This window comes from Nisaea sp. (assembly GCF_034670185.1).
In the GTDB taxonomy this organism is placed as follows: Bacteria; Pseudomonadota; Alphaproteobacteria; order Thalassobaculales; family Thalassobaculaceae; genus Nisaea.
This window is the reverse complement of the sequence record NZ_JAXMNY010000004.1, coordinates 300,338-327,110: the sequence shown is the minus strand read 5'-3', so window position 1 is coordinate 327,110 and position 26,773 is coordinate 300,338. Positions and strand designations below refer to the sequence as shown.

The 26,773-nt window shown below is 61.9% G+C and carries 23 protein-coding genes and 2 pseudogenes; 18 read left to right on the top strand and 7 right to left on the bottom strand.

Going from position 1 to position 26,773, the window contains the following annotated elements; genetic code table 11:
• Nucleotides 1–59: 59 nt before the first annotated feature.
• From VOI22_RS17890 to VOI22_RS17880, 3 genes are read right to left on the bottom strand one after another with little or no spacing between them, the layout of a single operon-like run.
• The gene (locus VOI22_RS17890; RefSeq protein WP_323797805.1) at nucleotides 60–548 is read right to left on the bottom strand and encodes a class I SAM-dependent methyltransferase; all 489 of its coding nucleotides are present in this window, start codon (nucleotides 546–548) and stop codon (nucleotides 60–62) included.
• 9 nt (nucleotides 549–557) lie between these two features.
• A complete protein-coding gene (locus VOI22_RS17885) occupies nucleotides 558–1,013 on the bottom strand; it encodes a cyclic nucleotide-binding domain-containing protein (RefSeq protein ID WP_323797804.1) in 456 nt (151 codons plus the stop codon).
• A gap of 29 nt (nucleotides 1,014–1,042) precedes the next feature.
• Nucleotides 1,043–3,679 carry an ABC transporter ATP-binding protein/permease gene (locus VOI22_RS17880; protein WP_323797803.1) on the bottom strand — a complete coding sequence of 879 codons (2,637 nt, stop codon included), beginning with the start codon at nucleotides 3,677–3,679 and terminating at the stop codon, nucleotides 1,043–1,045.
• A gap of 219 nt (nucleotides 3,680–3,898) precedes the next feature.
• Here VOI22_RS17880 and VOI22_RS17875 point away from each other — a divergent pair, with 219 nt between their 5' ends.
• The 15 genes and pseudogenes from VOI22_RS17875 (at nucleotide 3,899) to VOI22_RS17810 (ending at nucleotide 18,889) form a co-directional block, all read left to right on the top strand.
• Complete coding sequence (locus VOI22_RS17875; RefSeq protein WP_245577502.1) at nucleotides 3,899–5,131, top strand: glycosyltransferase family protein; 1,233 nt, start codon at nucleotides 3,899–3,901, stop codon at nucleotides 5,129–5,131.
• Nucleotides 5,132–5,177: 46 nt separating this feature from the next.
• The gene (locus VOI22_RS17870; RefSeq protein WP_323797802.1) at nucleotides 5,178–6,449 is read left to right on the top strand and encodes a glycosyltransferase family 4 protein; all 1,272 of its coding nucleotides are present in this window, start codon (nucleotides 5,178–5,180) and stop codon (nucleotides 6,447–6,449) included.
• A complete protein-coding gene (locus VOI22_RS17865; protein ID WP_323797801.1) occupies nucleotides 6,446–7,573 on the top strand; it encodes a glycosyltransferase family 4 protein in 1,128 nt (375 codons plus the stop codon). The genes VOI22_RS17870 and VOI22_RS17865 overlap by 4 nt, the downstream gene beginning before the upstream one ends.
• Complete coding sequence (locus VOI22_RS17860; protein ID WP_323797800.1) at nucleotides 7,567–8,160, top strand: histidine phosphatase family protein; 594 nt, start codon at nucleotides 7,567–7,569, stop codon at nucleotides 8,158–8,160. The genes VOI22_RS17865 and VOI22_RS17860 overlap by 7 nt, the downstream gene beginning before the upstream one ends.
• On the top strand, nucleotides 8,157–9,320 hold the full coding sequence (locus VOI22_RS17855; RefSeq protein WP_323797799.1) for a glycosyltransferase family protein: 1,164 nt from the start codon (nucleotides 8,157–8,159) through the stop codon (nucleotides 9,318–9,320). Before VOI22_RS17860 ends, VOI22_RS17855 begins: the two co-directional genes overlap by 4 nt.
• Nucleotides 9,317–10,087: a polysaccharide deacetylase family protein gene (locus tag VOI22_RS17850; RefSeq protein WP_323797798.1), complete on the top strand. Its 771-nt coding sequence runs from the start codon at nucleotides 9,317–9,319 to the stop codon at nucleotides 10,085–10,087. Before VOI22_RS17855 ends, VOI22_RS17850 begins: the two co-directional genes overlap by 4 nt.
• 10 nt (nucleotides 10,088–10,097) lie before the next feature.
• A complete protein-coding gene (locus VOI22_RS17845; protein WP_323797797.1) occupies nucleotides 10,098–10,598 on the top strand; it encodes a hypothetical protein in 501 nt (166 codons plus the stop codon).
• A gap of 29 nt (nucleotides 10,599–10,627) precedes the next feature.
• Nucleotides 10,628–11,482: pseudogene (locus VOI22_RS21135) on the top strand (ABC transporter ATP-binding protein); the annotation flags it as partial.
• A complete protein-coding gene (locus tag VOI22_RS21130) occupies nucleotides 11,474–12,526 on the top strand; it encodes an ABC transporter ATP-binding protein (protein WP_416366265.1) in 1,053 nt (350 codons plus the stop codon). The pseudogene VOI22_RS21135 and the gene VOI22_RS21130, both read left to right, overlap by 9 nt.
• The gene (locus VOI22_RS17835; protein ID WP_323797795.1) at nucleotides 12,523–14,442 is read left to right on the top strand and encodes an ABC transporter substrate-binding protein; all 1,920 of its coding nucleotides are present in this window, start codon (nucleotides 12,523–12,525) and stop codon (nucleotides 14,440–14,442) included. The genes VOI22_RS21130 and VOI22_RS17835 overlap by 4 nt, the downstream gene beginning before the upstream one ends.
• A 12-nt stretch (nucleotides 14,443–14,454) precedes the next feature.
• Nucleotides 14,455–15,453, top strand: coding sequence for an ABC transporter permease (locus VOI22_RS17830; RefSeq protein WP_323797794.1), 999 nt, complete (start codon nucleotides 14,455–14,457; stop codon nucleotides 15,451–15,453).
• On the top strand, nucleotides 15,450–16,622 hold the full coding sequence (locus VOI22_RS17825) for an ABC transporter permease (RefSeq protein ID WP_323797793.1): 1,173 nt from the start codon (nucleotides 15,450–15,452) through the stop codon (nucleotides 16,620–16,622). Before VOI22_RS17830 ends, VOI22_RS17825 begins: the two co-directional genes overlap by 4 nt.
• A 79-nt stretch (nucleotides 16,623–16,701) precedes the next feature.
• Nucleotides 16,702–17,904 carry a phosphoglycerate kinase gene (locus tag VOI22_RS17820; protein WP_323798019.1) on the top strand — a complete coding sequence of 401 codons (1,203 nt, stop codon included), beginning with the start codon at nucleotides 16,702–16,704 and terminating at the stop codon, nucleotides 17,902–17,904.
• Between the two features lie 92 nt (nucleotides 17,905–17,996).
• Nucleotides 17,997–18,236, top strand: a complete 240-nt coding sequence (locus tag VOI22_RS17815) for a hypothetical protein (protein ID WP_323797792.1) — start codon at nucleotides 17,997–17,999, stop codon at nucleotides 18,234–18,236.
• A 116-nt stretch (nucleotides 18,237–18,352) separates the two neighbouring features.
• On the top strand, nucleotides 18,353–18,889 hold the full coding sequence (locus VOI22_RS17810; protein WP_323797791.1) for an NUDIX hydrolase: 537 nt from the start codon (nucleotides 18,353–18,355) through the stop codon (nucleotides 18,887–18,889).
• A 107-nt stretch (nucleotides 18,890–18,996) separates the two neighbouring features.
• Here VOI22_RS17810 and ftsY read toward each other — a convergent pair whose 3' ends face one another.
• The 3 genes from ftsY to dapF form a co-directional block, all read right to left on the bottom strand.
• Nucleotides 18,997–19,944 (bottom strand): signal recognition particle-docking protein FtsY, encoded by a 948-nt coding sequence (gene ftsY, locus VOI22_RS17805; RefSeq protein WP_323797790.1) that lies wholly within the window; start codon nucleotides 19,942–19,944, stop codon nucleotides 18,997–18,999.
• Nucleotides 19,941–21,224, bottom strand: coding sequence for a tRNA (N(6)-L-threonylcarbamoyladenosine(37)-C(2))-methylthiotransferase MtaB (gene mtaB / locus VOI22_RS17800; protein ID WP_323798018.1), 1,284 nt, complete (start codon nucleotides 21,222–21,224; stop codon nucleotides 19,941–19,943). The genes ftsY and mtaB overlap by 4 nt, the downstream gene beginning before the upstream one ends.
• Before the next feature lie 90 nt (nucleotides 21,225–21,314).
• Nucleotides 21,315–22,145 carry a diaminopimelate epimerase gene (dapF, locus tag VOI22_RS17795; protein ID WP_323797789.1) on the bottom strand — a complete coding sequence of 277 codons (831 nt, stop codon included), beginning with the start codon at nucleotides 22,143–22,145 and terminating at the stop codon, nucleotides 21,315–21,317.
• Nucleotides 22,146–22,234: 89 nt separating this feature from the next.
• On the opposite strand from dapF, the gene VOI22_RS17790 reads away from it, so the two are divergent.
• On the top strand, nucleotides 22,235–23,305 hold the full coding sequence (locus VOI22_RS17790) for a malate/lactate/ureidoglycolate dehydrogenase (RefSeq protein WP_323797788.1): 1,071 nt from the start codon (nucleotides 22,235–22,237) through the stop codon (nucleotides 23,303–23,305).
• A gap of 1 nt (nucleotide 23,306) precedes the next feature.
• Here VOI22_RS17790 and VOI22_RS17785 read toward each other — a convergent pair whose 3' ends face one another.
• Complete coding sequence (locus VOI22_RS17785; RefSeq protein WP_323797787.1) at nucleotides 23,307–24,524, bottom strand: mandelate racemase/muconate lactonizing enzyme family protein; 1,218 nt, start codon at nucleotides 24,522–24,524, stop codon at nucleotides 23,307–23,309.
• 328 nt (nucleotides 24,525–24,852) lie between these two features.
• On the opposite strand from VOI22_RS17785, the gene ffh reads away from it, so the two are divergent.
• Nucleotides 24,853–26,316 (top strand): signal recognition particle protein, encoded by a 1,464-nt coding sequence (ffh, locus tag VOI22_RS17780; RefSeq protein WP_323797786.1) that lies wholly within the window; start codon nucleotides 24,853–24,855, stop codon nucleotides 26,314–26,316.
• A 47-nt stretch (nucleotides 26,317–26,363) separates the two neighbouring features.
• Nucleotides 26,364–26,735 (top strand): annotated as a pseudogene (gene rpsP, locus VOI22_RS17775) (30S ribosomal protein S16); the annotation flags it as partial.
• Nucleotides 26,736–26,773 lie beyond the last annotated feature (38 nt).

The following is a 26,773-nucleotide window of genomic DNA, read 5'->3' as shown; positions in this document are numbered from 1 at the left end:
GAATGATGATTTCCTGGATCTGAGATGCGTCTTTTCCGGCCCAGTTCAACCCGGCAAGGCTAGCCGATCCTGTAGAGATGGATACGACCAGGCTTGATACCTTCCGGCAATGCCGCGCTTGTCCAGCGCGGCAGCATCACAGGCTGGTCGCTGACCACGACGGCGCCGTCGGCGAGCAGACTGTTAACGAGCGGTGCAATTTCAGCGGCCAGCGCGATGCTGGCCTCTTTATCGCCTGTGCCGATATCGAGATGGGCCAGCAGCACGGTCTGGCCGAGAGCCTGCTTCGCCTTGATCAGCGTTTCACGAAAGTCACCGAGGAAAATCCGGTCGTCGGCCGGGATGCAGTCCGGGTGTGCGGCGATCTGCCGGTCGAACACATAGAGAGGCCGGTCCGGCATCAGAGAGCGCAGATGGTCGAAGGTCCGGCCATTGCCGAGGCCGAGCTCTATTGCGTTTCCGGAATGATTTGCAACGGCTGAGGCGGCCCATTCCAGGCTGAGTTGCTGCGCCTGAAGACGCCGGATGGCACTGTCGAGGCGGCTCATGGGCTGTTGCTAGTTTCCGTTATCTGAAAGGGCGGCGCGGAGCTGGATGTTTGTCTGCTCCAGGCGGCCCGCCAGCTCTCGCATGATTTCGACCGCGATCTGCGGGAAGTCGGTGACGAGGCGGAAGAAGGCTTCCTTGTTGATCTTCAGGGTGGTCAGGGATTCCTTGGCCTGCACGGTCGCGGTCCGCGGCACATCGCAGAGAATGGCGATCTCGCCGACCACGTCTCCCTTGCTGAGCTGGGCGACTTCGACTGTGCCGTTCCCTGTTCCAATCAACACCGAGGCGGTGCCGTCGATAATGATATAGGCGGCGTCGCCGGTATCCCCCTGACTGAAGAGCACCTGTCCGTCCGCATAATTCAGTCGCTCCGAGGTGAAGGCGAGAAGCTTTAGCTTCGACGGCTCGATCTTGGCGAAGAGCGGGATATTCTTCAGGAGCTCGACTTCTTCATTCAGACTCATGGTAGACCTTTTACGTTACCGGTTCCGGGTTATTCCTCGTCCAGCAGTGCCCGAAGCGCGGTCCCTTCCTTGTCGAGAGTATCAAACGAGCCGTCCTCGATCACCCGGCCGCCGCGCATTACCAGAACACGGTCGAACGGCTGCGCCAAGCGGGCGCGATGCGCAATGAGAATAACAGTACGGTCGGCGGCCTCATTCAGGATGCGGGCAATGGTCGGCCCCTGAACCCCGGAATCGAGGGTTGAAACCGCCTCGTTCAGGATGAGGATATCCGGCCGGCGGAGCAACATGCGGGCAATCGCGACCTTTTGCCGCTGCGGGGCGGTGAGACGAGAGCCGGCGATCCCGGCCTCAGCCCCCAACCCGATCAAGATCACCGTATCACGCAAGCCTTCGGACTCGATGACTTCCGCGAGGACCGCACCGACACGATTGCCGGCATCGGCCTGGCCGTAGGCGATCTTGCCGAACAGGATATTGTCCTGCACCGACGCCGCGAGATTGAACTGGTCGACCGAGAAGAATTCAAGAGCCGAACGCTGCTCTTCCGGGAGGCCTTCGCGAAAGGCTTTGCGGGCTTCAAGGATCCGGGTCTGCTGATCGTCCTCGATCATGCCGAGGCGATGCCGGGCCGGGATCAGCTTGAACGGCAACTCGAGGAAGCGGTTCCGGTCCGCCGGCTCCATACCTTCCAGGCCGACCCTGTCGGCCCGCTGCAACAGGGTCTGGAAGTCCGGCAGGTCGTCGGCCGAGATGAAGGCATACTGTGCGAAGAACTCATGGTCAGGCGGCAAGTCCTTGAACAGCTCGACCATGGTCGTGGCCACATCGCGGCCGATCCGGATAAAATCTTCTGTCAGACCGACCTTGTCGAGAATCGAGCGGACATAGGGGTCCTCGGCGAGATGATCGAGCCTGAACTGTTCGCCAACAGGGGTGCCGAACAGAAGGTTTTCGGCGACGGTCGCATTGGTATTGAATTTCTCGGCATCGAACGGCTCGATCAGATGGTCCAGTCCAAGTTCCTCAAGGCGTGAGCGGAGTTTTGACCGCGCTCCGAGGATCCGATGGCCTGCTTCTTCCTTGCCCGCCACATTGAGGGCGCCGCGCAGGCCAAAGGCATAGACTTCGTCTTCAAGGCCGACCACGCGTAACAGGTCGGCGAGGCGTACATTCAGGTTCTCTTCGTCGATGCCAACCGCCTGGTAGTCGACCCAGTGGGCTGAAATCGGATCGAGCGAGTTTCCGGCTGCCTCGGCGGCCAGGCGCTGTTCCGGGGCGTCCGGGAAGCAATCAGGGTCCGGATCGCCGTGCGGGAAGTGGCGAGCGCCCATCAGCAGGTTTTCACGTATTGTCCTGGAGAACACGAAGGCGCCCGGTCCGACATAGCCGATCCGCCGCCCGGTGACGGCCTCTGGCAGTCCCGCGATATCGATCCCGTTCATGGTGATGCTGCCGGATGTCGGCGACAGCAGGCGGGCGGCGACCATGGCAAGCATATCTTTGCCGCCGCCGCCGGGTCCCGCGATCGCGATTTTTTCGCCTTGCTTGATCTCGAAATTGACGTTTTCCAGCAGGATTTCGCCGTCGTCATCCTTGAGGCCGAGATTTCGCACCACGACCGGTCCCGCAAGGGAGACGGGCTCCTCCGGCTCGTCCAGTTGCTGGGCTTCGCTCAGGCTGCCGGCAGTATCGAACTGCTCGATCACCTGATCGTACTTGATCCGGGAATCTTCCTTGCGCTGGTAGTAGGTCAGCAGTTCCTTCCAGGGCGCGGAAAGATCCTTGTAGGCAGCGAGGATGGCGACGAGCGCCCCGAAGGTGAGATCTCCCTTGATCACAAGGACGCCGCCGATCGAATAGAAAAAGAACGGGGTGAGCTGGGCTATGAAGTTGTTCAGGAACTTGATGAAGAACTTCCGCCGGTAGATTTCGTAGCGGATCGTGTAGATCTCGCCCAGCCGGGCTGTGAAATTGGCGAGCGCGAAGCGCGCCGTATTGTTGGCGTGGATCTCCTGAACACCGGAAATGCTTTCGCCGATCCGGTCGGATAGATTGCGAACCGCTTTCACCCGTTCCTTGCCGAGCTCATTCACACGACGTTGCAGTTTCGGAATGATATAGCCCTGTATCGGATAGAGCGCGATGGCCGCCGTTCCGAGGATAGGGTCCTGCACGAACATGAAGATCAGAATGGTCAGCAGGGTGCCGCCCTGAAAAGCCGGCAGCGACACCGAATCGCCTATGAAGCCGCCCAGCGGTTCGACCTCGGCGGTGATCATCGGGATCACCTCGCCCTGGCTGACCCGTTTGAAATGTGGCAGAGGGAACCGCAGAACCCGGGCATAAAGATCGTAGCGCAGCCGGCGTAACATGCGTTCGCCGAGCTGGCCGCGATAGACGTTGATATAGTATTTGAATGCGCCATTGATGCACACGAGAGCGAGGAAGATCACGCTCAGCAGCAGCAGATAGGGGATCTGATCAAACTGATAACCAAACAGGTCGCGGGGGAAGTCTTTTCCGCCGATGGCCTGGTTGATGATGGTTTTTGGCAGATCCAGGGAATAATAAAGAAACGGGAAAGAGAGCCCGGTCAGCACAAGAAGGAAGATCTGCTCTTTCTTGCTATGCCGGAAAATGAACCGGAATATCGTAGGTTCCATGCGATCGGTAGCCTATGCCGGTTGATGCTGTCGGCAAAAATCGTTTGCACGCAAAACAGTAACTGAACAGTGTCATAAGGTAAATCAGTGAAGGGCCAAACTGGTTTTGCCACAAGGCACACTGTGGCATAGTGAAAAAATGGGGATATGCGTGGGGATCGAACCTGCGATTCTGCGGGGCCTTCAGCTTTCAAGGCCGATGTGTGAGTGGATGGGCGTTTGACATACGCGAGCAACAAGCGCGGCCCGAAACGTGTGCTGATGTACAGCCACGATACGATGGGGCTGGGCCACCTTCGGCGCTGCCGGGCAATCGCGCACTCCTTGGTGGAGCAGCAATCCGATCTGTCCGTGCTGATTTTGTCCGGCTCGCCAATTATTGGCAGCTTCGATTTCCGCACGCGCGTCGATTTTGTCCGCATTCCGGGCGTGATCAAGTTGCGCAACGGCGATTACACATCGCTCAATCTGCATCTCGATATTGAGGACACCCTCAATCTGCGGTCCTCGATCATCAAGCACACGGCGGATGCGTTCGATCCGGATCTTTTCATCGTCGACAAGGAGCCCTGGGGGCTGCGCGGTGAGGTCAGGCCTACCCTGGAGATGCTGAAAGAGCGGGGAACTCCGCTGGTTCTCGGCCTGCGTGATGTTATGGACGAGCCTGAGAAGCTGCTGCCCGAGTGGGAGCGCAAGAACGCGGTCGAAGCTCTTCGCGATTTCTACGATGAGATCTGGGTCTATGGCCTGCAGTCTGTCTGCGATCCTTATTCCGGCATGCCGATGCCGAAATCCGTAGAGGCCAAAACGTCCTATACAGGTTACCTGAAACGCAAGGTGCCGAGCCATGTGCACCCGATCATGACGACGGATCTGGAAGATCCGTTCATTCTTGTCACGGCCGGTGGCGGTGGCGATGGAGACGGTCTTATGGACTGGGCTCTCAAGGCATACGAGGCAGATACGGATCTCCCCTATCGCGCCCTTCTCGTGCTTGGACCGTTTATGCCGGCTGAGCTGCAGAACGACTTCATGGAGCGGGCGGCCGAGCTTGACCGGGTTGATGTCATCACCTTCGATTCACGGATCGAGAGTTTGATGGCGCGGGCGGCGGGCATCGTTGCCATGGGCGGTTACAACACTTTCTGCGAGATCCTGTCCTTCGACAAGCGAGCGCTCATCGTGCCCCGGACGGAGCCGCGGATGGAACAGTATATCCGGGCCGCGCGCGCCGAAGAGCTGGGGATCACCGCCATGCTCGTGGATGATGGCGAACGCGATCCGCATGTCATGTCAGATGCCTTGCGGCGCCTGCCCAGCCAGCCGAAACCATCGGAAACCATGGAATCCGGAATGTTGGACGGGCTTGAGGAAGTCAATCGGCTGGCACAGCATTGGCTATACGAGCACGGCAACGTCGCCAAGGTCTCTGTACTCCGCCGCGAAGCCTGAGCCAGCGTCCGGCTCGCGGACAGGCGTTACATTGGTTCAGTAAGCTATGACAACATCAGCGACGAGTGTTCCGACGGCAATCGTTCTGAAGGGCTATCCGCGTCTCTCGGAAACCTTCATCGCGCAGGAGATTCTTGAACTGCAGCGCCTCGGGCTCGATTACACCATCGTCTCCCTGCGTCGCCCGACGGACAAGGCCAGTCACCCGGTGCATGCCAAGATCACCAGCGCGGTGAACTATCTGCCGGAATATCTCTATCAGGAGCCGTTGAGGGTTCTGAAAGCCTGGTGGAGGGCTCGCCGGATGCCTGGCTACGGCGCGGTCTTTCGTCTCTGGCTGACGGATCTGAAGCGTGATTTCACCCCGAACCGGGCTCGACGTTTCGGTCAGGCGCTGGTGCTGGCGACCGAGCTTGATCCGCGGTTCCGTCATATCTACGCACATTTCCTGCACACACCGTCCTCGGTCGCCCGCTATGCGGCGCTGATAAGCGGGCGCAGCTGGTCTGCTTCGGCGCACGCCAAGGATATCTGGCTCTCGCCGGACTGGGAGAAGCGCGAAAAGCTGGCCGATGCGGCCTGGGCCGTGACCTGCACGCGCTATGGCTTTGAGCATCTGGACTCCTTGGCGCCGGGCAAGATCAGGTTGGTCTATCACGGTCTCGATCTCTCCAGTTTCTCGCCTGGAGGAGAGAGCATGATGGAGCGTACCGGCGGCAGTGAGCCTGTGCGCCTGCTGTCGGTTGGCCGAGCAGTTCCGAAGAAGGGGTTCGACCAGCTGTTGGATGCGCTTGCCCGGCTCCCGGAAGAATTATCCTGGCACTGGACCCATATCGGTGGCGGCAAGGAGCTGAAGGCGCTGAAGAGCCAGGCTGAAGAACTTGGGCTCAAGGACCGTGTTACCTGGCGGGGCGCGGCGGCGCAGAGTGCCGTTCTTGAAGCCTATCGGGACTCCGATCTTTTCATTCTGCCGAGCCGGATCGCCGCGGATGGCGACCGGGACGGGCTGCCAAATGTATTGATGGAAGCGCAGAGCCAGGCGCTCTGCTGCCTAGCGACCGATGTATCCGCCATCCCGGAGCTCATTGAAAATGGGGTGACCGGTGCTCTCGTCCCACCTGACGATATCACCGCGCTGACGGCGGCTATCGAGACCTTGATTCAGAACCCGGCTCTCAGGATGCAATATGGTGCCGCCGGCGAAGCTAAAGTGCGAACCCGGTTCGGTCATCAGGCGGCAATCGGGACGCTTGCGGCGTTGCTCGGGCTTAATTCGGCGGAGACGGGCGCTGCTGCCGGAGCGGATGAAGCGGCGTGAGGATTGCCTTCTACGCGCCCCTGAAATCCCCTGATGCGCCAACCCCTTCCGGTGACCGGCGGATGGCGCGCCTGCTGATGGCGGCCCTTCGGGCGGGCGGACACGAGGTGTTTCTTGCCTCCCGCCTGCGCAGCCGGGACGGTGAGGGGGATCCGGAACGCCAGGCTCATCTGGTGCGTCTGGGGGCGCGCTTTGCGGACAAGTTCGTTGAACGTTGCGAATCCGGAAGAATTCCGACACCAGACATCTGGTTCTCGTACCATCTCTATTACAAGGCGCCGGATCTGATTGGCCCCGCGGTCGCCCGCCGGCTCGGCATTCCCTATGTAGTAGCCGAAGCCTCGAATGCGCCGAAACGGGCGGGAGGCCCCTGGGCGGACTCCCATCGCCGGATCCTGGATGCGCTCGGCCAGGCGGCTCTTGTCATTGGCTTCAACAGCCGGGACAAGCCATGCGTGGCGCCATGCCTCGGGCCCGGTGGGACGTATCTCCAGATCAAGCCGTTCCTCGACAGGCTGCCCTATCCGGTAGATCCGTCCGCCGGCCCGGCCTTGCGGGCAGAGCTCGGGATTTCCGCCGGGGAGCCGCTACTGCTTGCTGTCGGCATGATGCGGCCGGGCGTGAAAATCGATTCCTACCGAATTCTGGCGGAGGCTTTGTCACGCGTTCCAGCCGAAAGGCGTTGGGCCCTGATCATTGCCGGCGATGGTGCCGGCCGGCCGGAGGTTGAGGCCTGCTTCGCCCCGCATCGGGTGCGTGTCCATCTGCTTGGGGCGGTGGATGCCGCGCGGTTGCGGTTTCTCTATCAGGCGGCGGATATCCTCGCCTGGCCCTCCATCAACGAGGCTTATGGCATGGCATTACTGGAGGCACAGGCCAGCGGCCTCCCGGTGGTCGCCGGCGATGTCGGCGGGGTGCCGGACATCGTGAGCGATGGGGCAACAGGTCTGCTTTCTCCGGAAGGAGATTCCGTAGCCTTTGCCGAGAACCTTGACCGACTGCTTCTCGATATGGATCTGGCGCGCACGCTCGGCGCGGCGGGCCGGGAGCAGGCAAACCGCAGCCACAGCCTCGAAAGCATCGCAGGGCAATTGACCGTGGCGCTGCAGGCGCTGCCATGTTGATCGGCTTCCTGCGGCATGGGCCGACCGACTGGAATGCCGAGCACCGGGTGCAAGGCCGAACCGATATTCCGCTTTCGGAAACCGGCCGGGCACAGGCGGCCCGCTACCGGCTTCCGGATGCGTTTCGGTCGGCGCCATCCCTGGTCTCACCGCTTGGCCGCGCCCGGGAGACCGCGTCACTGGCGGGATGCGCGGCCCTCGAAGTTGAGCGGCTGCTGATCGAAATGGACTGGGGTGACTGGGAAGGTCAGCGGCTCGTTGATCTCAGAGCTCAATTCGGTACCGAAATGAAGGCCAACGAGGATCGCGGTCTGGATTTTCGGCCGCCCGGCGGAGAGTCTCCGCGCGATGTTCAGGCCCGGCTCGGGACTTTGTTCGAAAAGCTGCGGGCCCGGCAGCCAGCGCCGGAATGTTGCGTTGCCGTCACCCACAAGGGTGTGATTCGGGCCGCGCTGGCGCTCGCCTGGGGCTGGGACATGATGGGAAAACCCCCGGTCCGGCTTGACTGGGCGGCCATGCATATGGTCCGTCTCGACCCGGACGGGACCATCCGTCCCGACGCAATGAATGTGAGCCTGCTTTCATGACGGATACCCGGCCCAAGACGCTCTTTCTCTACGTCCAGAACCTGCTGGGGATCGGTCATCTGCGCCGTGCGGCGGCGGTTGCGCAGGCGGCGGTCGCCGATGGCTTCGAGGTGCATTTCGTCTCTGGCGGCATGCCGGTTCCGCATCTGGATATTGGCGGTGCGATCCTGCACCAACTGCCGCCCGTGCGGGCCGTGGACAGTCTTTTCAAGGTGTTGGCAGACGAAAACGGGCAGGAGATTGACGATGCCTGGCGCGCCACACGGCGCGACACGCTGCTCGACCTGTTCGAGGAGATCCGCCCCGATATCCTCTTCACGGAGCTTTTTCCATTCGGACGCAGGCAGATGCGTTTCGAGCTGTTGCCGTTGCTGGATCGGGCAAAGGCGGCGCCGTGGCAGCCGAAAATCGTCTCCTCCATGCGCGATATCCTGGTGACCAAGCCGCGCCCGGACCGCAACCGGGAGATCGTCGAGACGGTGGATCGTTACTACGACATGGTCCTGATTCACGGCGACGAAGCGGTGATCAGCCTCGCCGACACCTTTCCCATGTATGACGAGTTGACGCCCCCGGTCCGCTATACCGGCTATGTGCTGAACCCGATCGACACAACCGGCAACGGTACCGGGGACGGCACGGGAGAGGTGGTGGTTTCGGCGGGCGGCGGCGCCGTCGGCGGTGATATCATGCGCGCGGTGGCGCGGCTCCGACCCGAGCTGCCCTATGCCGACCGGACATGGCGCTTTGTCACCGGCCCGCACATGCCGGACGATGCGGCGCGCGAGATCGAAAGCCATGCAGGCCCGGGAGTGATCGTCGAGCGCAGCCGGCCTGATCTGGCTGCAATCATTTCGAGGGCGTTTCTTTCGATCTCCCAGGCCGGCTACAACACGCTCGCCGAAGTGCTGACAGCAGGGACGGCGTCTGTGGTGATTCCCTATGAGGGAGGCGTCGAGACGGAGCAAAGGGTGCGGGCGGATTTGTTGGCCCAGCGTGGCCGCCTTGCTGTGGTAGCGGAAAACGCTTTGAACCATGACGCGCTTGCGCGCGCAATGCATCAGGCGGTGGCGGGCCGGGATACGGGCATTTCGGGCATCGATCTTGACGGTGCTGCCGGGACAGCGCGCATCCTGAGTGAATTGCTGGAGCCGGCATGACTGGTTCTGCTGGAGCAGGGGGGCTTCTGCGGGAGCTGGATCGCTGGGCCTCTGACCGACTGACCGCCACGATCTGGTGGCGGGACGATGATCTGCAGCGCCCGACCCCGGCCCTGGAGCCGTTGCTTGCAATGGCTGATGCAACCGGATGGGCGCCAGGTCTTGCTGTTGTGCCCGAGGGCGCTGATACAGACGCTCTGGCGGCTCGCCTGACAGGAACGGGCGCGGAGCTTCTGGTCCATGGTTTCGCCCATCGCAATCACGCGGCAGCGGGTGAAAAGAAATCCGAATTCCCGGCGTCACGGCCGCTCTCGGACAGCTGCCGGGATGCCAGGGAGGGGCTCACCCGGCTTCGGCAAGCACTTCCAGACCGGTTGCTCCCTTGTTTCGTTCCGCCATGGAACCGAATTGCGCCGGATCTGGTGGACTGCCTCACCGATGGCGGCTTCACAGGGCTGTCGACTTTTGGCCCGCGCCATGCGCTGGAAGCCGCGCCCGGCCTGCGCCGCGTTAACACCCATATCGATGTCATCGACTGGCGCGGTACACGGAATTTTGTCGGGACAGGTGCCGTGGCGGCTGCTTTGGCCAGTCATCTTGAAGCGCGCCGGAGCGGCCGGGTGGATGCTGAGGAGCCAAGCGGACTTTTGACGCATCATCTGGTAATGGTGGATGAAGATTGGCGCGCGCTTGAGACTCTGGCGCTGGAACTGAAGTCCCATGCGGCCGTTGACCTGATCGCGCCACGTGACTGTTTTTGTCTATAGAGGATCTGGAATGAGCCTGCACGGATACCAGCAAGGTGCGATTACGGGGGATTATGTACGTGGTGGCCTCGGGTTTGCGATAACCGCCTTTCCGGTCGCTTTTGCACCGATGATCGGGGCTTTCCAGATCGTTTTCGTGCTGTTCGCGCTGCTCTTTGCCGGTTTCATCGTCAAAACCTGGCTCCGGGGGCAAACCAAATTCGAGGTCGATGACGACGGGATCCGGGCGCTCGGCCCTCTTGGCAAGGAGATTAGGTGGTCCGAACTGGGCGTTATGGATCTGCGTTACTATTCGACCCAGAAAGAGAAGGACAAAGGCTGGATGCATCTTGTCCTGAAAGATCGGAACGGTGCGAAAATCGCCATCGAATCGACACTTGACGGTTTTGAGGCCGTGCTGGAGCATGCCGCTTCCGCTGCCGGAAAAAACAATCTTGGCCTTACCCAGGCGACAACCGATAATCTGGTGGCTGCAGGAATAAACACGGGGCTGGCCGCACGGGATCATTAGGATGCCGGCGGATCAGGGGGATTAAAGGCATGAACGACCAACTGACACCGCTGCTGCGGGTCAGGGATTTGCAGGTCGGGTTCGATCTGCCGGGCGGAGAACTGCTCGCCGTAAACAAGGTCTCTTTTCAGGTGCGGGCGGGTACGACCGTGGCCCTGGTCGGGGAATCAGGCTCCGGTAAGAGCGTTGTCAGCCAGGCAATCATGGGCCTGTTGCCGCCGACTGCCCAGATCCGCAACGGCTCGATCCTGTTCGCCGATGACCGGAAAAAAGGCACCATCACCGACATTGCGCGGCTCCATCGCGACGGCAAGGCGATGCGGCAGATCCGCGGCGGTCAGATATCGCTGATTTTCCAGGAACCGATGACCTCGCTCTCGCCGCTACACACGGTGGGCAACCAGATCCGCGAGGCACTGGAGCTGCACCGAAACGTCTCCGGGCGCGAGGCGCAGGAGCTGACCGAGGATATGCTCCGGATGGTCGGCTTCCCGGATCCGGCCCGGGCCCTGCGCACCTATCCGTTCGAGCTGTCCGGGGGCTTGCGGCAGCGGGCGATGATTTCGATGGCGCTGATCTGCCGTCCGTCCCTGCTGATCGCGGACGAGCCGACGACCGCGCTCGACGTCACCATCCAGGCGCAAATCCTGAAACTCATGAAGGACCTGCAGGCCGAACTCGGCATGGCCGTGCTGATGATTACGCACGATCTTGGTGTGGTCGCAAACATGGCCGACGACGTTGTGGTGATGTATCGCGGCCGGGTGATGGAGAGCGGTACCCGCGAGCAATTGTTCCGCGATCCGCAGCATCCCTATCTAAAGGCTCTAATGGCGGCGGTGCCGCGCTTCAATATGGAGCCAGGCGAGCGGCTTGTGCCGATTCGCGAGATCAAGAGCGAAACCGGTCATTTGCTGGCGCCGACCGAGTCCGACAAGGCTCCGGTCGACAGCAAGAAGCCCATTCTGAAGGTCGAAAGCCTCTCGAAATGCTTCACCATCCGCCAGGGCTCATGGCTTTCCAGCGATGAATCGAAAGTCTATGCGCTGGATGACGTCAGCTTCGAGGTATTGCCGGGAGAATGTCTCGGCCTCGTCGGGGAATCCGGGTGCGGCAAGACAACCCTCAGCAAGACCATCATGCGGGCTCTCACGCCCGATCAGGGTGCCGTCACCTATGCGGATCAGGATGGCGAAATCGATGTGCTGGGGCTCGATGGCGATCGGCTGACCGATTTTCGCCAGAAGCTGCAGTTCGTCTTCCAGGATCCGTTCAGCTCCCTCAACCCGCGGATGACGGTGTTCGATATTGTCAGCGAGCCGCTGGTTATTCACGGTATCGGGGACGATGCCTATCGGCGCGAGATGGTGTCGGAGCTGATGAAGCTGGTCGGTCTCGATGCCCGGCACCTGAACCGGTATCCGCACAGCTTCTCCGGCGGTCAGCGTCAGCGTATCGGCATCGCCCGGTCACTTGCCCTGAAACCGCGCATGCTGATCTGCGACGAGCCGGTCTCCGCGCTGGATGTCTCGATCCAGGCGCAGGTCCTCAACCTGCTGAAGGATCTGCAGGAAAAGCTGAACCTCACCTATCTGTTCATCTCCCACAATCTGGCGGTGGTCGATTACATCGCCGACAGGATCGCGGTGATGTGTGCTGGTCGTCTCGTCGAGCTGGCACCGCGCGAGGAGCTGTTCCGTAATCCGGTGCATCCCTATACCAAGGCGCTGCTCCGGGCGGTTCCGGATCCGAGCCTCGACAATCCGCTTGATTTCGAATCCGTAATGGATAGCCGCTGCTCGATCCCGTCCGAATGGCCGGCGCCGTTTACGGTCAGCGAGGAAACCCATCCGCGTCTGATCGATCTTGGCGACGGGCATTTTGTGCGGGCTGACGAGTCGGCCCTGACGCTGAGGCTGGCATCGTGAAACACTGGTATGCACTCTCGGTCTTCTTAATCGCTTTGCTGATGACAACGGTGCCGGGTTTCGCCGTTGAGGTGCCCTCTCTTGAAGAGCGCGTGTCCGCCGGTGAGTTGCCACCGATGGCCGACCGGCTGCCGGAGCCGCCGCTGACATTGGATTTCGAGGCCCGTGGCACGGAGCTCGGTCAGTATGGCGGCACGCTCCGCATGCTGATGTCGCGGAGCAAGGACACGCGGCAGATGACGGTCTACGGCTATGCCCGTCTCGTCAGCTACCAGCCCGGTGATTACGAGTTCTTTGCGGATATTCTTGAGGATTTCGTTGTTGAGGACGAGCGTGTCTTCACCTTCACCCTGCGCAGGAATCACCGCTGGTCCGATGGCCACCCGTTCACGGCAGAGGATTTCCGCTATTTCTGGGAAGACGTGGCGAACAACCCGGACCTGTCGCCGGCCGGCCCACCAAGCGTCATGATGGTGGATGGTGAGGCGCCGCTGTTTCAGATGATCGACGAGCGCACGGTGCGCTATTCTTGGTCGAGGCCGAACCCGGATTTCCTGCCGGCGCTGGCCAAGGCGAGCCCGCTCTACATCTACCGCCCTGCCCATTATCTGAAGCCTATGCATGTTGCCTACGCAAAACCGGACGAAATGGCCAAGCGGGTGGAGGACGCCAAGCAGCGGAACTGGGCGGCCATGCACAACAAGATGGACAATCTCTACCGGATGGATAATCCGGACCTGCCGGTGCTGCAGCCTTGGAAAGTAACTGGAAACGCGAACTCGACGCGGTTCCGGTTCGAGCGTAATCCCTACTTCCACCGGGTCGACCCGAAAGGCCGCCAGCTGCCCTATATCGACGAAGTGATCTTCGACATTGCCAGCCCGGGACTGATTCCGGCCAAGGCGGGCGCGGGCGATACGGACTTGCAGGCCCGCTATCTTTCCTTCGACGATTATACTTTCCTGAAAGAAGCGGAAGACCGGTTCCCGTTCCGCACGCGGCTCTGGCGCACGGCCAAGGGTGCGCATATGGCGCTGTTTCCCAATCTCAATGCTATCGATCCGGTCTGGCGTGAGCTGTTTCGGGATGTTCGGTTCCGCCGTGCCCTGTCGCTCGCCGTCAACCGGTACGAGATCAACCAGGTGATCTATTACGGTCTTGCCTATGAGGGGAACAACACGGTTCTGCCGGCCTCGCCGCTTTACCAGAAGGATTACCAGACCCGCTGGGCGATATTCGATCTGAAGCGGGCGAATGCTCTGCTGGACGAGATAGGCCTGAAGCGCGGCGAGGATGGCCTGCGGCTGTTGCCGGACGGTCGACCGATGGAGTTGATTGTCGAGACGGCGGGGGAAAGTACGGAACAGACCGACGTCCTGTCGCTGATCCACGATTCCTGGCTGGAGGCTGGCATCAAGATCTTTACCAGGCCGTCCCAGCGGAACGTCTTCCGTAACCGGATCTTTTCCGGAGAGACATTGATGTCCGTCTGGTTCGGAGCAGAGAACGGTTTGGCGACGGCGCTGAACAGCCCGCAGGATTTCGTTCCGTATTCCCAACAACAATTGCAGTGGCCGAAATGGGGCCAGTTCATCGAGACCGGCGGCATGTCCGGCGAAGCGACGGATATGGGACCGGCAAAGCGGCTGGAAGAGCTTTACGTGATCTGGCGCGATGCCTCGACACGGTCCGTGAAGAAAGGCGCCTGGGAAGAGATCCTGCAGATCAACGCCGACCAGGTCTTCACCATCGGGCTGATTTCCGGCGTGCTGCAGCCAGTCGTGGTTTCGAATGCGCTCCACAACGTGCCGGAGGAAGCCGTCTATAACTGGGATCCGGGGGCCCATTTCGGGGTCTATTTGCCGGATACCTTCTGGTTCGACGAGACGTCGGCCACGAATGCAAGTGTGGATTAGGGGAGAGAGCCAATGCTGACTTACCTGGCCCGCCGCATTCTGATCATGGTGCCGACGCTGATCGCCATCAGCATCATTACCTTCATCATCATCCAGCTGCCGCCCGGCGATTATCTCACCACGATGATCAACGAGATGCAGAGCCAGGGCGAGAATGTCGATCAGTCCAAGATCGACGCTCTGCGTGCGCAATACGGTCTCGACCGGCCGATGTATGTGCAATATTTCCACTGGGCGACAGGTCTGCTGCAGGGCGATTACGGCTATTCCTTCGAATACCAGCTTCCCGTCGCGGACGTGGTCGGCGACCGGGTGTTCCTGACGTTCGTGCTGAATTTCGCCACCATTATCTTCATCTGGGTGGTGGCTTTCCCGATCGGTATCTATTCGGCGACCCACCAGTACAGCCTCGGCGATTACAGTCTGACCTTTCTCGGTTTCATCGGCCTCGCCGTGCCGAACTTCCTGCTCGCGCTGATCCTGCTCTATCTCGCCAATATCTGGTTCGGAACCTCCATCGGCGGCCTGATGGATCCGAAATATCTCGACCAGCCATGGAGCGGTGAGAAGGTGATGTCGGTGCTGGAGCATCTCTGGGTGCCTGTCGTCGTCATCGGCACCTCCGGAACCGCGGCGATGATCCGGCGGTTGAGGGCCAACCTGCTTGACGAGCTGCAGAAGCAATATGTCGTCACGGCGCGGGCCAAGGGCCTGCACCCCTTCAAGGCACTGATGAAATATCCGCTGCGGATGTCGTTGAACCCCTTTATCGCGGATATCGGCAACATGTTGCCCCAAGTGATTTCCGGTTCTGCCGTGGTCGCCATGGTGCTGTCCCTGCCGACCACCGGCCCGATGCTGATCGGCGCGTTGCAGAGCCAGGATATGTACCTTGCCGGCTCCTTCCTGATGTTCCTGGCGATGCTGACTGTGATCGGCATGTTTATCTCCGATCTGCTGCTGGCGGTCCTTGATCCGCGTATCAGGCTCGGTGGAGGGACGAACCGATGAGTATTTCTTCCGCCGACGGGCCGCGTACCGACCACTACGTCAACCGGGAGCCGTTCGATCCGAATTCGGACACGGTGCTGACGCCGGAGCAGGAACGCTATTACATGGCGTCCCAGTGGCAGATGATGTGGTGGAAGCTGAAGCGCCACCGGGTCGCGGTCATCTCCGGGCTGTTTCTTATTTTCCTCTACCTTTCGACCATCGTCAGCGAGATGATCGCGCCCTATGGCCTGGCCACCCGGCACACGGATCATATCTATGCCCCGCCGCAGCCGGTGCATCTTTTCCATGAGGGCAGCTTTGTCGGGCCGTTTGTCTACGGGCTCGACTACACGCTGAACATGCGCAACCTGAAGCGGGAATACAGGGACAATCCGGAGAAGGTGGACAAGCTGCGCTTCTTCTGCAGCGGCGACGACTACAAGTTCTGGGGCATGGTGGAGATGGATTTCCACCTGATCTGCCCGGCTGAGGGCGGGACGTTCTTCCTGCTTGGCACCGACCGGCTTGGCCGCGACATGTTCTCGCGGATCATCTACGGCACCCGGATCTCGCTCACCGTTGGCCTGATCGGTATTGCCGTCAGCTTCGTGCTCGGTATCGTGATTGGCGGTATGGCCGGCTATTACGGCGGCTGGATCGACAGCCTGACCCAACGGGTGATCGAGGTGATCCGGTCTTTCCCGGAACTGCCGCTCTGGATGGCGCTCTCTGCCGCCCTGCCGGTGACCTGGAGCCCGATCCTGATCTATTTCGGGATCACCATCATTCTCGGCCTGCTGGACTGGACCGGACTTGCACGTGCGGTTCGCTCCAAGCTGCTGGCCCTGCGCGAGGAGGATTTCGCGGTCGCCGCCCAGCTTATGGGCGCGAAGCCGAAACGGATCATCGGGCGGCACCTGCTGCCAAGCTTTATGAGCCACCTGATCGCCTCGGCGACGCTGTCGATCCCGTCGATGATTCTGGGCGAGACGGCGTTGAGTTTCCTTGGTCTCGGACTGCGCCCGCCTATCACCTCCTGGGGGGTGCTGCTGACGGAAGCGCAGAACATAAACGCGGTGGAACTCTACCCCTGGATCATGACGCCGGTGGTGCCGGTGATCCTCGTTGTTCTGGCATTCAACTTCTTTGGTGACGGCCTGCGCGACGCAGCCGATCCCTATAAGTAGGCGTCCCGCGCGTGACCACACTTGAAACTGCGATCCGACTGTGATTGAAAGCGGCGGAAATCGGCGCGGAGACCTGATGATGCCAGCTTATCGCACTCTTGAAGATATTGACGCTCGCGGCCGGACTGTTTTGCTCCGGGTTGACCTGAACGTGCCGATGAAAGATGGCGCGGTGACGGATGCGACGAGGATCGAGCGGGCCGTGCCGACGATCCGGGCGCTTCGGAGCAAGGGCGCGAAAGTCGTGGTTCTGTCTCATTTCGGCCGCCCCAAGGGAGCCCGGGTTCCGGAAATGTCGCTGGCGCCGATCGTCGCGCCGCTGTCTTCGGCTCTTGGCGGCGATCCGGTCACCTTTGCGGAAGACTGTATTGGAGAGACGGCGGCGACGGCTGTCGGGGCCATGAACAATGGCGACGTGCTGCTGCTGGAAAACCTCCGCTTCCATGCCGGTGAGGAAAAGAACGCGGAAGATTTCACCGCAGCATTGGCAAAGCTGGGCGACGTTTATGTGAACGACGCCTTTGCCACGGCACATCGCGCCCATGCCTCGACCGAAGGCCTCGCCCGTCATCTGCCGGCTTATGCGGGCCTGTTGATGCAGGCCGAGCTGGAAGCGCTCGGTCAGGCGCTGGAAGCGCCGAAACGCCCAGTCGTTGCGGTTGTCGGCGGCGCCAAGGTTTCCACCAAGCTCGAACTGCTTGGCAATCTGCTGCCGAAGGTCGACTACCTGATCATCGGCGGCGGTATGGCGAACACCTTCCTCTTCGCCCAGGGCCATGAGGTCGGCAAATCTCTCGCTGAACGCGATCTGGCGGGCACTGCACGCGAGATCATTACAAAAGCGGAACAGGAAGGCTGCACCATCTGCCTGCAGACCGACTGCGTGGTCGCGGGTGAGTTCGCGGCGGCCGCGCCTTCAGAAGTTGTTCCTGCTTCCGATGTGCCGGCGGACAAGATGATCCTCGATGCCGGCCCGGAAAGCGTTGCCCGGTTCGCGGATGTTCTTAGGGAGAGTGAGACGTTGGTCTGGAACGGCCCGCTTGGCGCTTTCGAGATCACGCCGTTCGATGCCGGGACCGTGTCCCTCGCGCGGACGGCGGCCGAGCTGACCGATCAGGGCGCTCTGCTCAGCGTGGCCGGCGGCGGCGATACTGTGGCCGCTCTCGTTCATGCCGGGGTGGCGGAACGCTTCAGCTATGTCTCGACGGCGGGCGGTGCATTTCTTGAATGGATGGAAGGTAAAACCCTTCCCGGCGTGGCCGCTCTTATGGCTGGGCGCTGACTGCACGAACACTAGCGAATCGGCGAGTTTCTGCGGGTCATCTTGACTCTTGGCCATTCTTCACACATATTTAACCGTGTTGGAGAAAGTAAATGATTCCCGCAGTCCCGGTATCAGTACCGCTGAACGCGACGCTTTCAACACTGGTTGCCCCCCGACCGGTGGAACAGGAGCGTGACCGGAATAACCGGCCGCTGACGGCGGCGGCGATCGCCAGTTCCGACGAAAGCAGCGATATTCAGGGCGATAACGAGCGAGCAACCGCGCTCCGCAATTCAGCCCGCAGGGAGAGCCAACGCCAGCGCGGCGATGAGATAGACATCTTCGTCTGACATCATCGCACCTCCCTCAGAGTTCAGGCGCGGCCTTGCAAAGGGTCGCGCTTTCTTTTGCCCGCTCTGCTACGATTTCCACGCATTTGTAAGACTTTGATCAAGTGGTGAGCGACATGGCCGTGGACCGGTCGGAACTGAAAGGCCCGGTAACGAAACTTGTACCGGAAGGGGATGAGCGGGAGCGGCTGGTCTGCACCGATTGCGGCTTCATCAATTACATCAATCCAAAAATCGTCGTCGGGGCGGTGGTCACCTGGGAGGACAAGTTCCTCTTGTGCAAGCGGGCGATCGAGCCGCGGATCGGTTACTGGACCCTGCCGGCGGGTTTCATGGAAGAGGGCGAGTCGACCCAAGACGGCGCCGTACGGGAAGCCTGGGAAGAGGCCAATGCCCGGATCGAGATTGGCCCGCTGCTCGGCGTCTACAACATCCCCCGGATCAGCCAGGTGCAGATGATCTACCGCGCTCGCCTGCTCTCACCGGATGTCTCACCCGGCATTGAATCGGAGGATGTCGGTCTTTTCACCTGGGACGAGATCCCGTGGGACGAGATCGCTTTCCCGACGGTGCATTGGGCGTTTGCGCATTACCGGGAAACGCTGGGCCAGGGCGAATTCGCGCCGCGCTCCGAAATGCCGATGGGTGTTTGAGAAGAATTATTCCATCGTCATCCCGTCGAAAGACGGGATCCAGGGATGACGGACACCGACCTATGATCAGTGGGCCCCGGCCTGCGCCGGGGTGACGACTAGTAAACCTAGTCCAATCCCATCAGATCGCGGGCGAAACGATCTGCGTCGAACGGTTGCAGATCGTCCGCGCTTTCGCCGACGCCGACGGCATGGACGGGCAGCTCGAACTGATCCGCCAATGCCACCACCACGCCGCCCCGCGTGCTGCCGTCGAGCTTGGTGATGACGAGGCCGCTGACCTCGACCATTTCCTTGAACGCCTTGACCTGATTGTGTGCGTTCTGGCCGACTGTTCCGTCGAGCACCAGCACGCAATCGTGCGGCGCCGTCTCATCCTGCTTGCGGATGACCCGGATCACCTTGGCCAGCTCTTCCATCAGCTCGGCCCGGTTTTGCAGGCGCCCGGCCGTGTCGATCAGCAGCACGTCCGCACCGGCGGCTTTTGCCTCGTTGATGGCGTCGAAGGCGAGGGCGGCGGCGTCTGATCCTTGCGCTTTGGCAATGACCGGCGTGCCGGTGCGCTCTCCCCAGACCTGAAGCTGCTCTATGGCGGCGGCGCGGAAGGTGTCGCCAGCGGCCATCATCACCGAGAGGCCGCGATCCTTGAATTGCTTGGCCAACTTGCCGATGGTCGTGGTCTTGCCGCTGCCGTTCACACCGACCATGAGGACGATATGCGGCTTCCGGCCGGTGGCGACATCGAGCGGCCTGGCGGCCGGGCGGAGGATTTCCGCAATTTCCTCGGCAAATGACGTCCGGACCTCTTCGTCGGTGACGTCCTTGCCGAACTTCGCCTTCGAGAGGCTGGCGATCAGCCGGGCGGATGTCTCGATACCCAGATCGGCAGTGATCAGGACGTCTTCCAGCTCTTCCAGGCTGGCTTCGTCCAGCCGTTTGGTCGTGAAGACACCGGAAATGCCGCCAACCAGTTTTGAAGAGGACTTGGCAAGCCCGTCCTTCAGGCGCCGGAACCAGCCCCGGCGCTCTCCGCCCTCACCCAACTCGTCACTCATGCGGCGGATTTCCGTTCGATCTGTCCAAGAAGATGGGTGCCGTCCGTCCCGGTGATGCGGACAGACAGAAGCTCGCCCGCGATGCCGCCCTCGATCCGCACCGGCGCGAAATTCTCCGCTCGGGCAAGGCCGGGTTTTTCGACCAGCGCCGACTGTGTGCTTCCGACAAGCCCGTCAAGGAAGGTGGCAAGGGAGCGTTCGCCGGCGGCGCGCAGCCGGGCCGCGCGTTCCTTGCGGACGGGACCGGGAACTTGCGGCATGCGGGCGGCAGGGGTGCCGGGCCGGGCGGAATAAGGAAAGACGTGGATGTAGGAGAGGCCGCATTCCTCGACCAGGGCGAGACTGTTGGCGAACATCTCCTCCGTCTCGGTCGGGAAGCCGGCGATGATGTCCGCGCCGAAGGCGACGTCCGGACGGGCCGCGCGCATGTCGCGGCAGAATGTAATGATATCGGAACGGTTATGCCGGCGCTTCATCCGCTTCAGGATCATGTCGTCGCCTGCTTGCAGGCTGACATGGAGATGCGGCATCAGGCGCGGCTCGTCCCGGACCAGTCGCAGCAGATCGTCGTCGATCTCCACCGCGTCGATGGAGGAGAGACGCAGGCGCGGCAGTTCCGGCACCTGGGCCAGCAGGCGGCGGACCATTTGGCCCAGCTCCGGCTTGCCCGGCAGGTCGCCGCCGTAGGAGGTGATGTCGACGCCGGTCAGCACGATCTCGCGATAGCCGTTCGTGACCAGCTCACGCACCTGACGGACAACCTCTCCCATCGGCACTGAGCGGCTGTTGCCGCGCCCGAAGGGGATGATACAGAAGGTGCAGCGATGGTCGCAGCCTTGCTGGACCTGTACGAAGGCCCGGGCACGTCCTTCGAGACCGGCCACCAGATGGGGCGCGGTCTCCTTCACGCTCATGATGTCGTTCACGAGGATCTTCGCTTCGCCGGGAGAATTCCAGGTCTCGGCCTTGAGCTTTTCCTCATTGCCGACCACCCGGCTGACCTCGTCCATCGCGGCATAGGCATCCGGGTTGATCTGCGCGGCGCAGCCGGTGACCACAATCTCGGCGTCCGGATTGGCGCGGCGGGCCTTGCGGATAGCCTGCCGGGCCTGACGCTCGGCTTCCTTGGTGACGGCGCAGGTGTTGATGACGACAACATCCTCCCGCCCGGCACGGACGAGATGGTCGCGGATCACCTCGGACTCATACGCGTTCAGCCGGCAGCCGAAAGTCTCGACCGGCCGGGCCTTTTCGCGTCCATCCGAATTGTCGTCAGTCATGGTCATGAGCGGAGAAATGGCCGGAATCGGCGCGAAATGCAAGTGTGGCGGGCTGCGGGGAGCCATGCGCGCACGGCATGGTGCGGCGCCTCAGGTCAACTTATCGAGGTCGAGCGTGCCGCGGAAGCTGGTGGCGACCGGCCCGGTCATCAGCACATGGCCATCCTCGCGCCACTCGATGGTGAGGGTGCCGCCGTCCAGTTCCACATCCGCCTTGCGTCCGGTCAGGCCCTTGCGCGCGGCAGCCACCAGCACCGCGCAGGCGCCAGACCCGCAGGCCTCGGTGATGCCCGCACCGCGCTCCCAGACCCGCATGCGGATCAGTTCCGGCCCGCGAATCTCGGCAAACTCGATATTCGCGCGGTCCGGGAAGATCGGGTGCAGTTCCAGCTTCGGGCCGACCTCGGTGAGCGGGATCGCATCCACGTCATCGACGAAGAAGACGGCATGCGGATTGCCCATATTGACGCAGCAGGCGCCGGTAAAGGGTGCGTCCGGGATTTCGACACTCAGCGTGTCGGTCTCGACCGAAAGCGGGATGGCGGCGGCATCGAGCCGCGCCGGTCCCATATCCACCCGGACACGGCCGCCCTCGACCCGCTCGCAGACCAGCGTGCCGGCAATTGTTTCGAGATCGATCCGGTTCTTGTCGAGTTCATCCATCACCAGACCCGCGACGCAGCGCGTGCCGTTGCCGCAGGCGCCGGCCTCGCTGCCGTCCGGGTTATGGATGCGCATGAAGGCGTCGCCGCCGTTCTTCGCTGCCTCGATGGTGAGGAACTGGTCATAGCCGACGCCGCGCCGCCGGTCGCCGATGGCGCGATAGTCCGCGACCGCGAGGGCGGGGCCGGGAAGGCGGCCGTCGAGTACGACGAAATCGTTGCCGAGGCCATGCATCTTGAGGAATTCGATCTGTCTCATGCGGGCATATATATCCTCTGTTTCCGGCAGTTCCAATATGCCGTTTCCCCCGCTACCGTGAGCGCTGAATTTACGCTGGGGAGCGAAACATGATTACCGTTGCGCATGAGGCACTGGAAAACCTGGTCACGGAGATGATCGGACGGGCCGGCAGCAATCCGGAAGAAGCGCGGCAGGTGGCGCATAATCTGGTCGAAGCGAACCTGCTCGGCCATGACAGCCACGGCGTCGGGCTGGTCGCGCAATATATGCGGCACGCCAAGACCGGCACGCTGACCGTCAACGGCCATGTCAGTCTGGTGTCGGACAACGGGGTCTATCTGCTGCTGGACGGCAACATGGCTTATGGTCAGGTGACCGGCGGGGAGGCTATGAAGCTCGGCCTTGACCGGGCGCGGACAGCCGGTGCCGCCATCGTCGGGCTGCGCAACACGCACCATCTGGGCCGCATCGGCGCCTGGGGCGAGATCTGTGCGCAGGAAGGCTTCATCTCCATCCATTTCGTCAACGTGATCGGGCATAAGCCCATCGTCGCACCCCATGGCGGGGCCGAGGCGCGCTATTCCACCAACCCCTACTGCACCGCCGTCCCGGCAACGGACAAGAACCCGATGTTCGTGCTCGACATGGCGACCAGCCGCGTCGCCTTTGGCAAGGCGCGCGTTGCCTACAATGCCGGCAAGGAGATGATCGAGGGCGCGCTGATCGACCATCACGGCTTGCCGACCCGCAATGCGGCAGTGATGTTCGAGGAGCCCAGAGGCGCCCTGACCAGCTTCGGCCAGCACAAGGGCTATGGCCTTGCCCTGCTCGGTGAAATCCTCGGTGCGGCTTTGCTCGGCGGCCCGGTGACCGATCCGGTGCATGAGGGCAAGGACACGATTTGCAACAACATGCTGACCGTGATCATCGACCCGAAGGGCTTCGGCGCCGACATCCCCTTCGCCAGTTCCATCGATGCCATGCTCGGCTACGTCACCAGCGCCCGTCCGGGCGAGGGCGTGGACAAGGTGCGGGTGCCGGGAGAGCCGGAGCGCGAGACCGGCGCGGACCGCCGCGCCAATGGTGTTCCGGTCGATCCGGGAACCTGGGCCCTGCTGGTCGAGGCCGGTGTCGAGGCCGGTATGGACCGGCATGATTTCGACGGGATCGCGGTTTAGCTCAACCGCCGCCGAACGGTTTCCCGGCGACTTCGAACGGCTCCTGGCTCATCTGCAGGTGCAGCTCATTGCCCTCATAGGGATGCGCCAGGGCCACTTCTTCATTCAGCTCGACCCCGAGACCCGGTGCTTTCGGTGGGATGACGTAGCCGTCTTCCCACCCCATCGGCGTCTTCAGAATATCGGCGTGGAAGCCGTCCCATTTCCGGATGCTTTCCAGCACCAGGAAGTTCGGCGTGCAGGTGGCGAGCTGGACATTGGCGGCGCCGACCACCGGGCCGCAATAGAGGTGCGGGGCGATCTGGGCGTAGAAGGCCTCGGCCATGCCGGCGATCTTCTTGCCTTCGAGAATGCCGCCGACGCGTCCCAGATTCATCTGGATGATGGAGGCGGCGCCGGTTTCCAGCACGCGCTTGAATTCCCACTTGGTGGTCAGCCGTTCGCCGGTGGCGATCGGGATCGAGGTCGCTTCGGCCACTTTTGCCATCTCTTCGGGCATGTCCGGAGGGGTGGGTTCCTCGAACCAGAGCGGGTCATAAGGCTCCAGCCGCCGGGCGAGACGCTTGGCGCCGGAGGCGGTGAACTGGCCATGGGTGCCGAACAGCAGGTCAGCCTTGTCGCCGACGGCCTCCCGGATCAGCCGGCAGAAGGCTTCCGAGCGGTCGAGGATTTCCATGTCCGGCTGGTGCCCGCCGAAGGCAGTATAGGGGCCTGCCGGGTCGAACTTCAGCGCGGTGAAGCCTTCGGCGACACAAGCCACTGCGGCCTCGGCGCTTTTCTCAGGGCTGTTATAGAAGGTGGCCGGATCGTCCTCGGGGCGCGGATAGAGATATGTGTAGGTCCGCAGCCGCTCGTTCACCTGCCCGCCGAGCAGCTCGTAGACCGGCTTGTTCGCTGCTTTGCCGACGATGTCCCAGCAAGCCATTTCCAGCGCGCTGACCACGCCCATCATCGACGGATCCGGGCGCTGGCTGAAGCCGGAGCCGTGGGCCCGGCGCCAGAACCGCTCGATATGGTGCGGGTCCCGGCCTTCGAGATAGCGGTCGAACACATCCTCGACCATGGCGACGGTGGTCTTCGGGCCGAAACTGGCGGCATAGACCTCGCCGACGCCTTCGATACCGCAGGCGGTGCGCAGCTTCAGGAACAGGAAATAACGGCCGCCGAAGCCGGGCGGTGGATTGCCGACGATGAAGGTCTTCAGGCTTTCCAGTTTCATGAGGGCAGACTCCGTCGCGCTTCTTTGGTCATCCGGCCGATCCGGCAGCATCGTCACGCTAAGAGTCCGGGCAGCATCAGGCTAATGAAAAAACGACAGAATGACGGGTCTTGTGTCCGGATCGGGCGAGCCTCATCTGAGGGCGTGAGGAACGCGGGAATGCTTGACTCGGCACGCTGGCGCCCATATGTTCCGGCGCTCTCGGCAAAAATCAGTGCGCTGAGACCTTCACGGGTTCCGTCCGTCCTCGAGTTTTCGAGCACGGGCGCGCTTTCGTTTTGTGTCTCGCTTGTCTGGTTTTTCGGGAAATATTGGAGCTTACGAACGCATGTTCGACAGTTTGCAGAACCGGCTCGGCGACGTTTTCGATCGCCTCAAGAGACGCGGCGCGCTCAAGGAAGCGGACGTGACCGCAGCGCTGCGCGAAGTGCGCGTGGCCTTGCTCGAGGCCGATGTCGCGCTGCCGGTGGTCAAGGAATTCGTCGACAAGGTGCGTGAACGCGCCATCGGCCAGGAAGTCATCAAGTCGGTGTCTCCGGGCCAGCAGGTCATCAAGATCGTCCACGACAATCTCGTGGAAATGCTCGGCACCGATGTTGGCATGATCAACCTGAACGCCGTGCCGCCGGTACCGATCCTGATGGTCGGCCTGCAGGGCGGCGGTAAAACCACCAGCACGGCCAAACTGGCCCGGCGCCTGAAGGAACGGGACCGCAAGAAGGTCCTGATGGCGTCCCTCGATATCTACCGCCCGGCGGCCCGCGAACAGCTTCGCGTGCTGGGCGAGCAGATCGACGTGGCGACGCTGCCGATCTCCGAGAACGAAACACCTGTTTCGATTGCGAAACGGGCGATGACCGCGGGCAAGCTGCAAGGCTTCGATGTGGTCATGCTGGATACCGCCGGCCGTCTCTCCATCGACGAAGCGATGATGGACGAGGTGATCCAGGTCCGCGATGCGGTGAAGCCGGTCGAGACCCTCCTCGTGGCCGATGCCATGACCGGTCAGGACGCGGTGACCACGGCGCGGAACTTCAACGAGCGGGTCGGGCTGACCGGTATCGTGCTGACCCGGATGGACGGCGATGCGCGCGGTGGCGCGGCACTCTCCATGCGGGCCGTCACCGGCGTGCCGATCAAGGCGGTTGGTATCGGCGAACGCACGGATGCGCTGGAAGATTTCCACCCGGAACGTGTCGCCGGCCGGATTCTCGGCATGGGCGACGTGGTCAGCCTGGTCGAGAAGGCTGCCGAGACCATTGAAGTCGAGGAAGCCGAGCGCATTGCCAAGAAGATGCAGAAGGGCGCCTTCGATCTTGAGGACATGCTCTCGCAGCTTCGTCAGGTGAAGAAGATGGGCGGCCTCGGCGGTGTCATGTCCATGCTTCCGGGCATGGGCAAGCTGCAGAAACAGATGGCCGGCGCCAATATGGACGACAGCGTCATCAAGAAGCAGGAAGCGATCATTCTCTCCATGACGAAGGTGGAGCGGAAGAACGTGAAACTGATGAATGCCTCGCGCCGCCGCCGTATCGCGGCCGGGTCCGGGACCAGCGTTCAGGAAGTGAACAAGCTTCTGAAGCAGCACCAGGACATGACGCGGGTGATGAAACAGATGGGCAAGATGGGCGGCATGAAGGGCCTCGGGGCGCTTCTCGGCGGCGGCGGCGGAATGCCCGGCATGCCATCGCCTGGCCAGATGCCCGGACAATTACCGTCAGGTCTAGGCGGCAAGGGAATGCCAAAGCTTCCGGGAGGCATGCTGCCACCCGGTTTCCCCGGCAAGAAGTAATCGAACACAAGTGAATAGCTAAGAGCGTTACTGGAAAGGAATACCCAATGTCACTTCGCATTCGTCTGTCACGTGGCGGCGCCAAGAAGCGCCCGTTCTACCGTATCGTCGTCGCCGAGGGCACGTCCCCGCGCGATGGCCTCTTCATCGAAAGGCTCGGCACGTACAACCCGATGCTGCCGAAGGGTCACGAAGCACGTCTCGTGGTCAAGGAAGACCGCATCAAGCATTGGATGTCCGTTGGCGCCAAGCCGACCGACCGTGTCCACAAGATGCTGGCCAGCATCGAGCTGGTCGAGAAATTCGAATATCGCGACCAGCCGAAGAAGTCCGCTCCGGGCCGCAAGCGTCAGGAACGTGAAGAAGAAGCTGCAATCGCTGCTGCTGCTGCCGCTGAAACCGCTGCTGCCGAAGCCGCTGCCGCTGCTGAAGCTGCTGCTGCCGAAGCCGCCGCTGC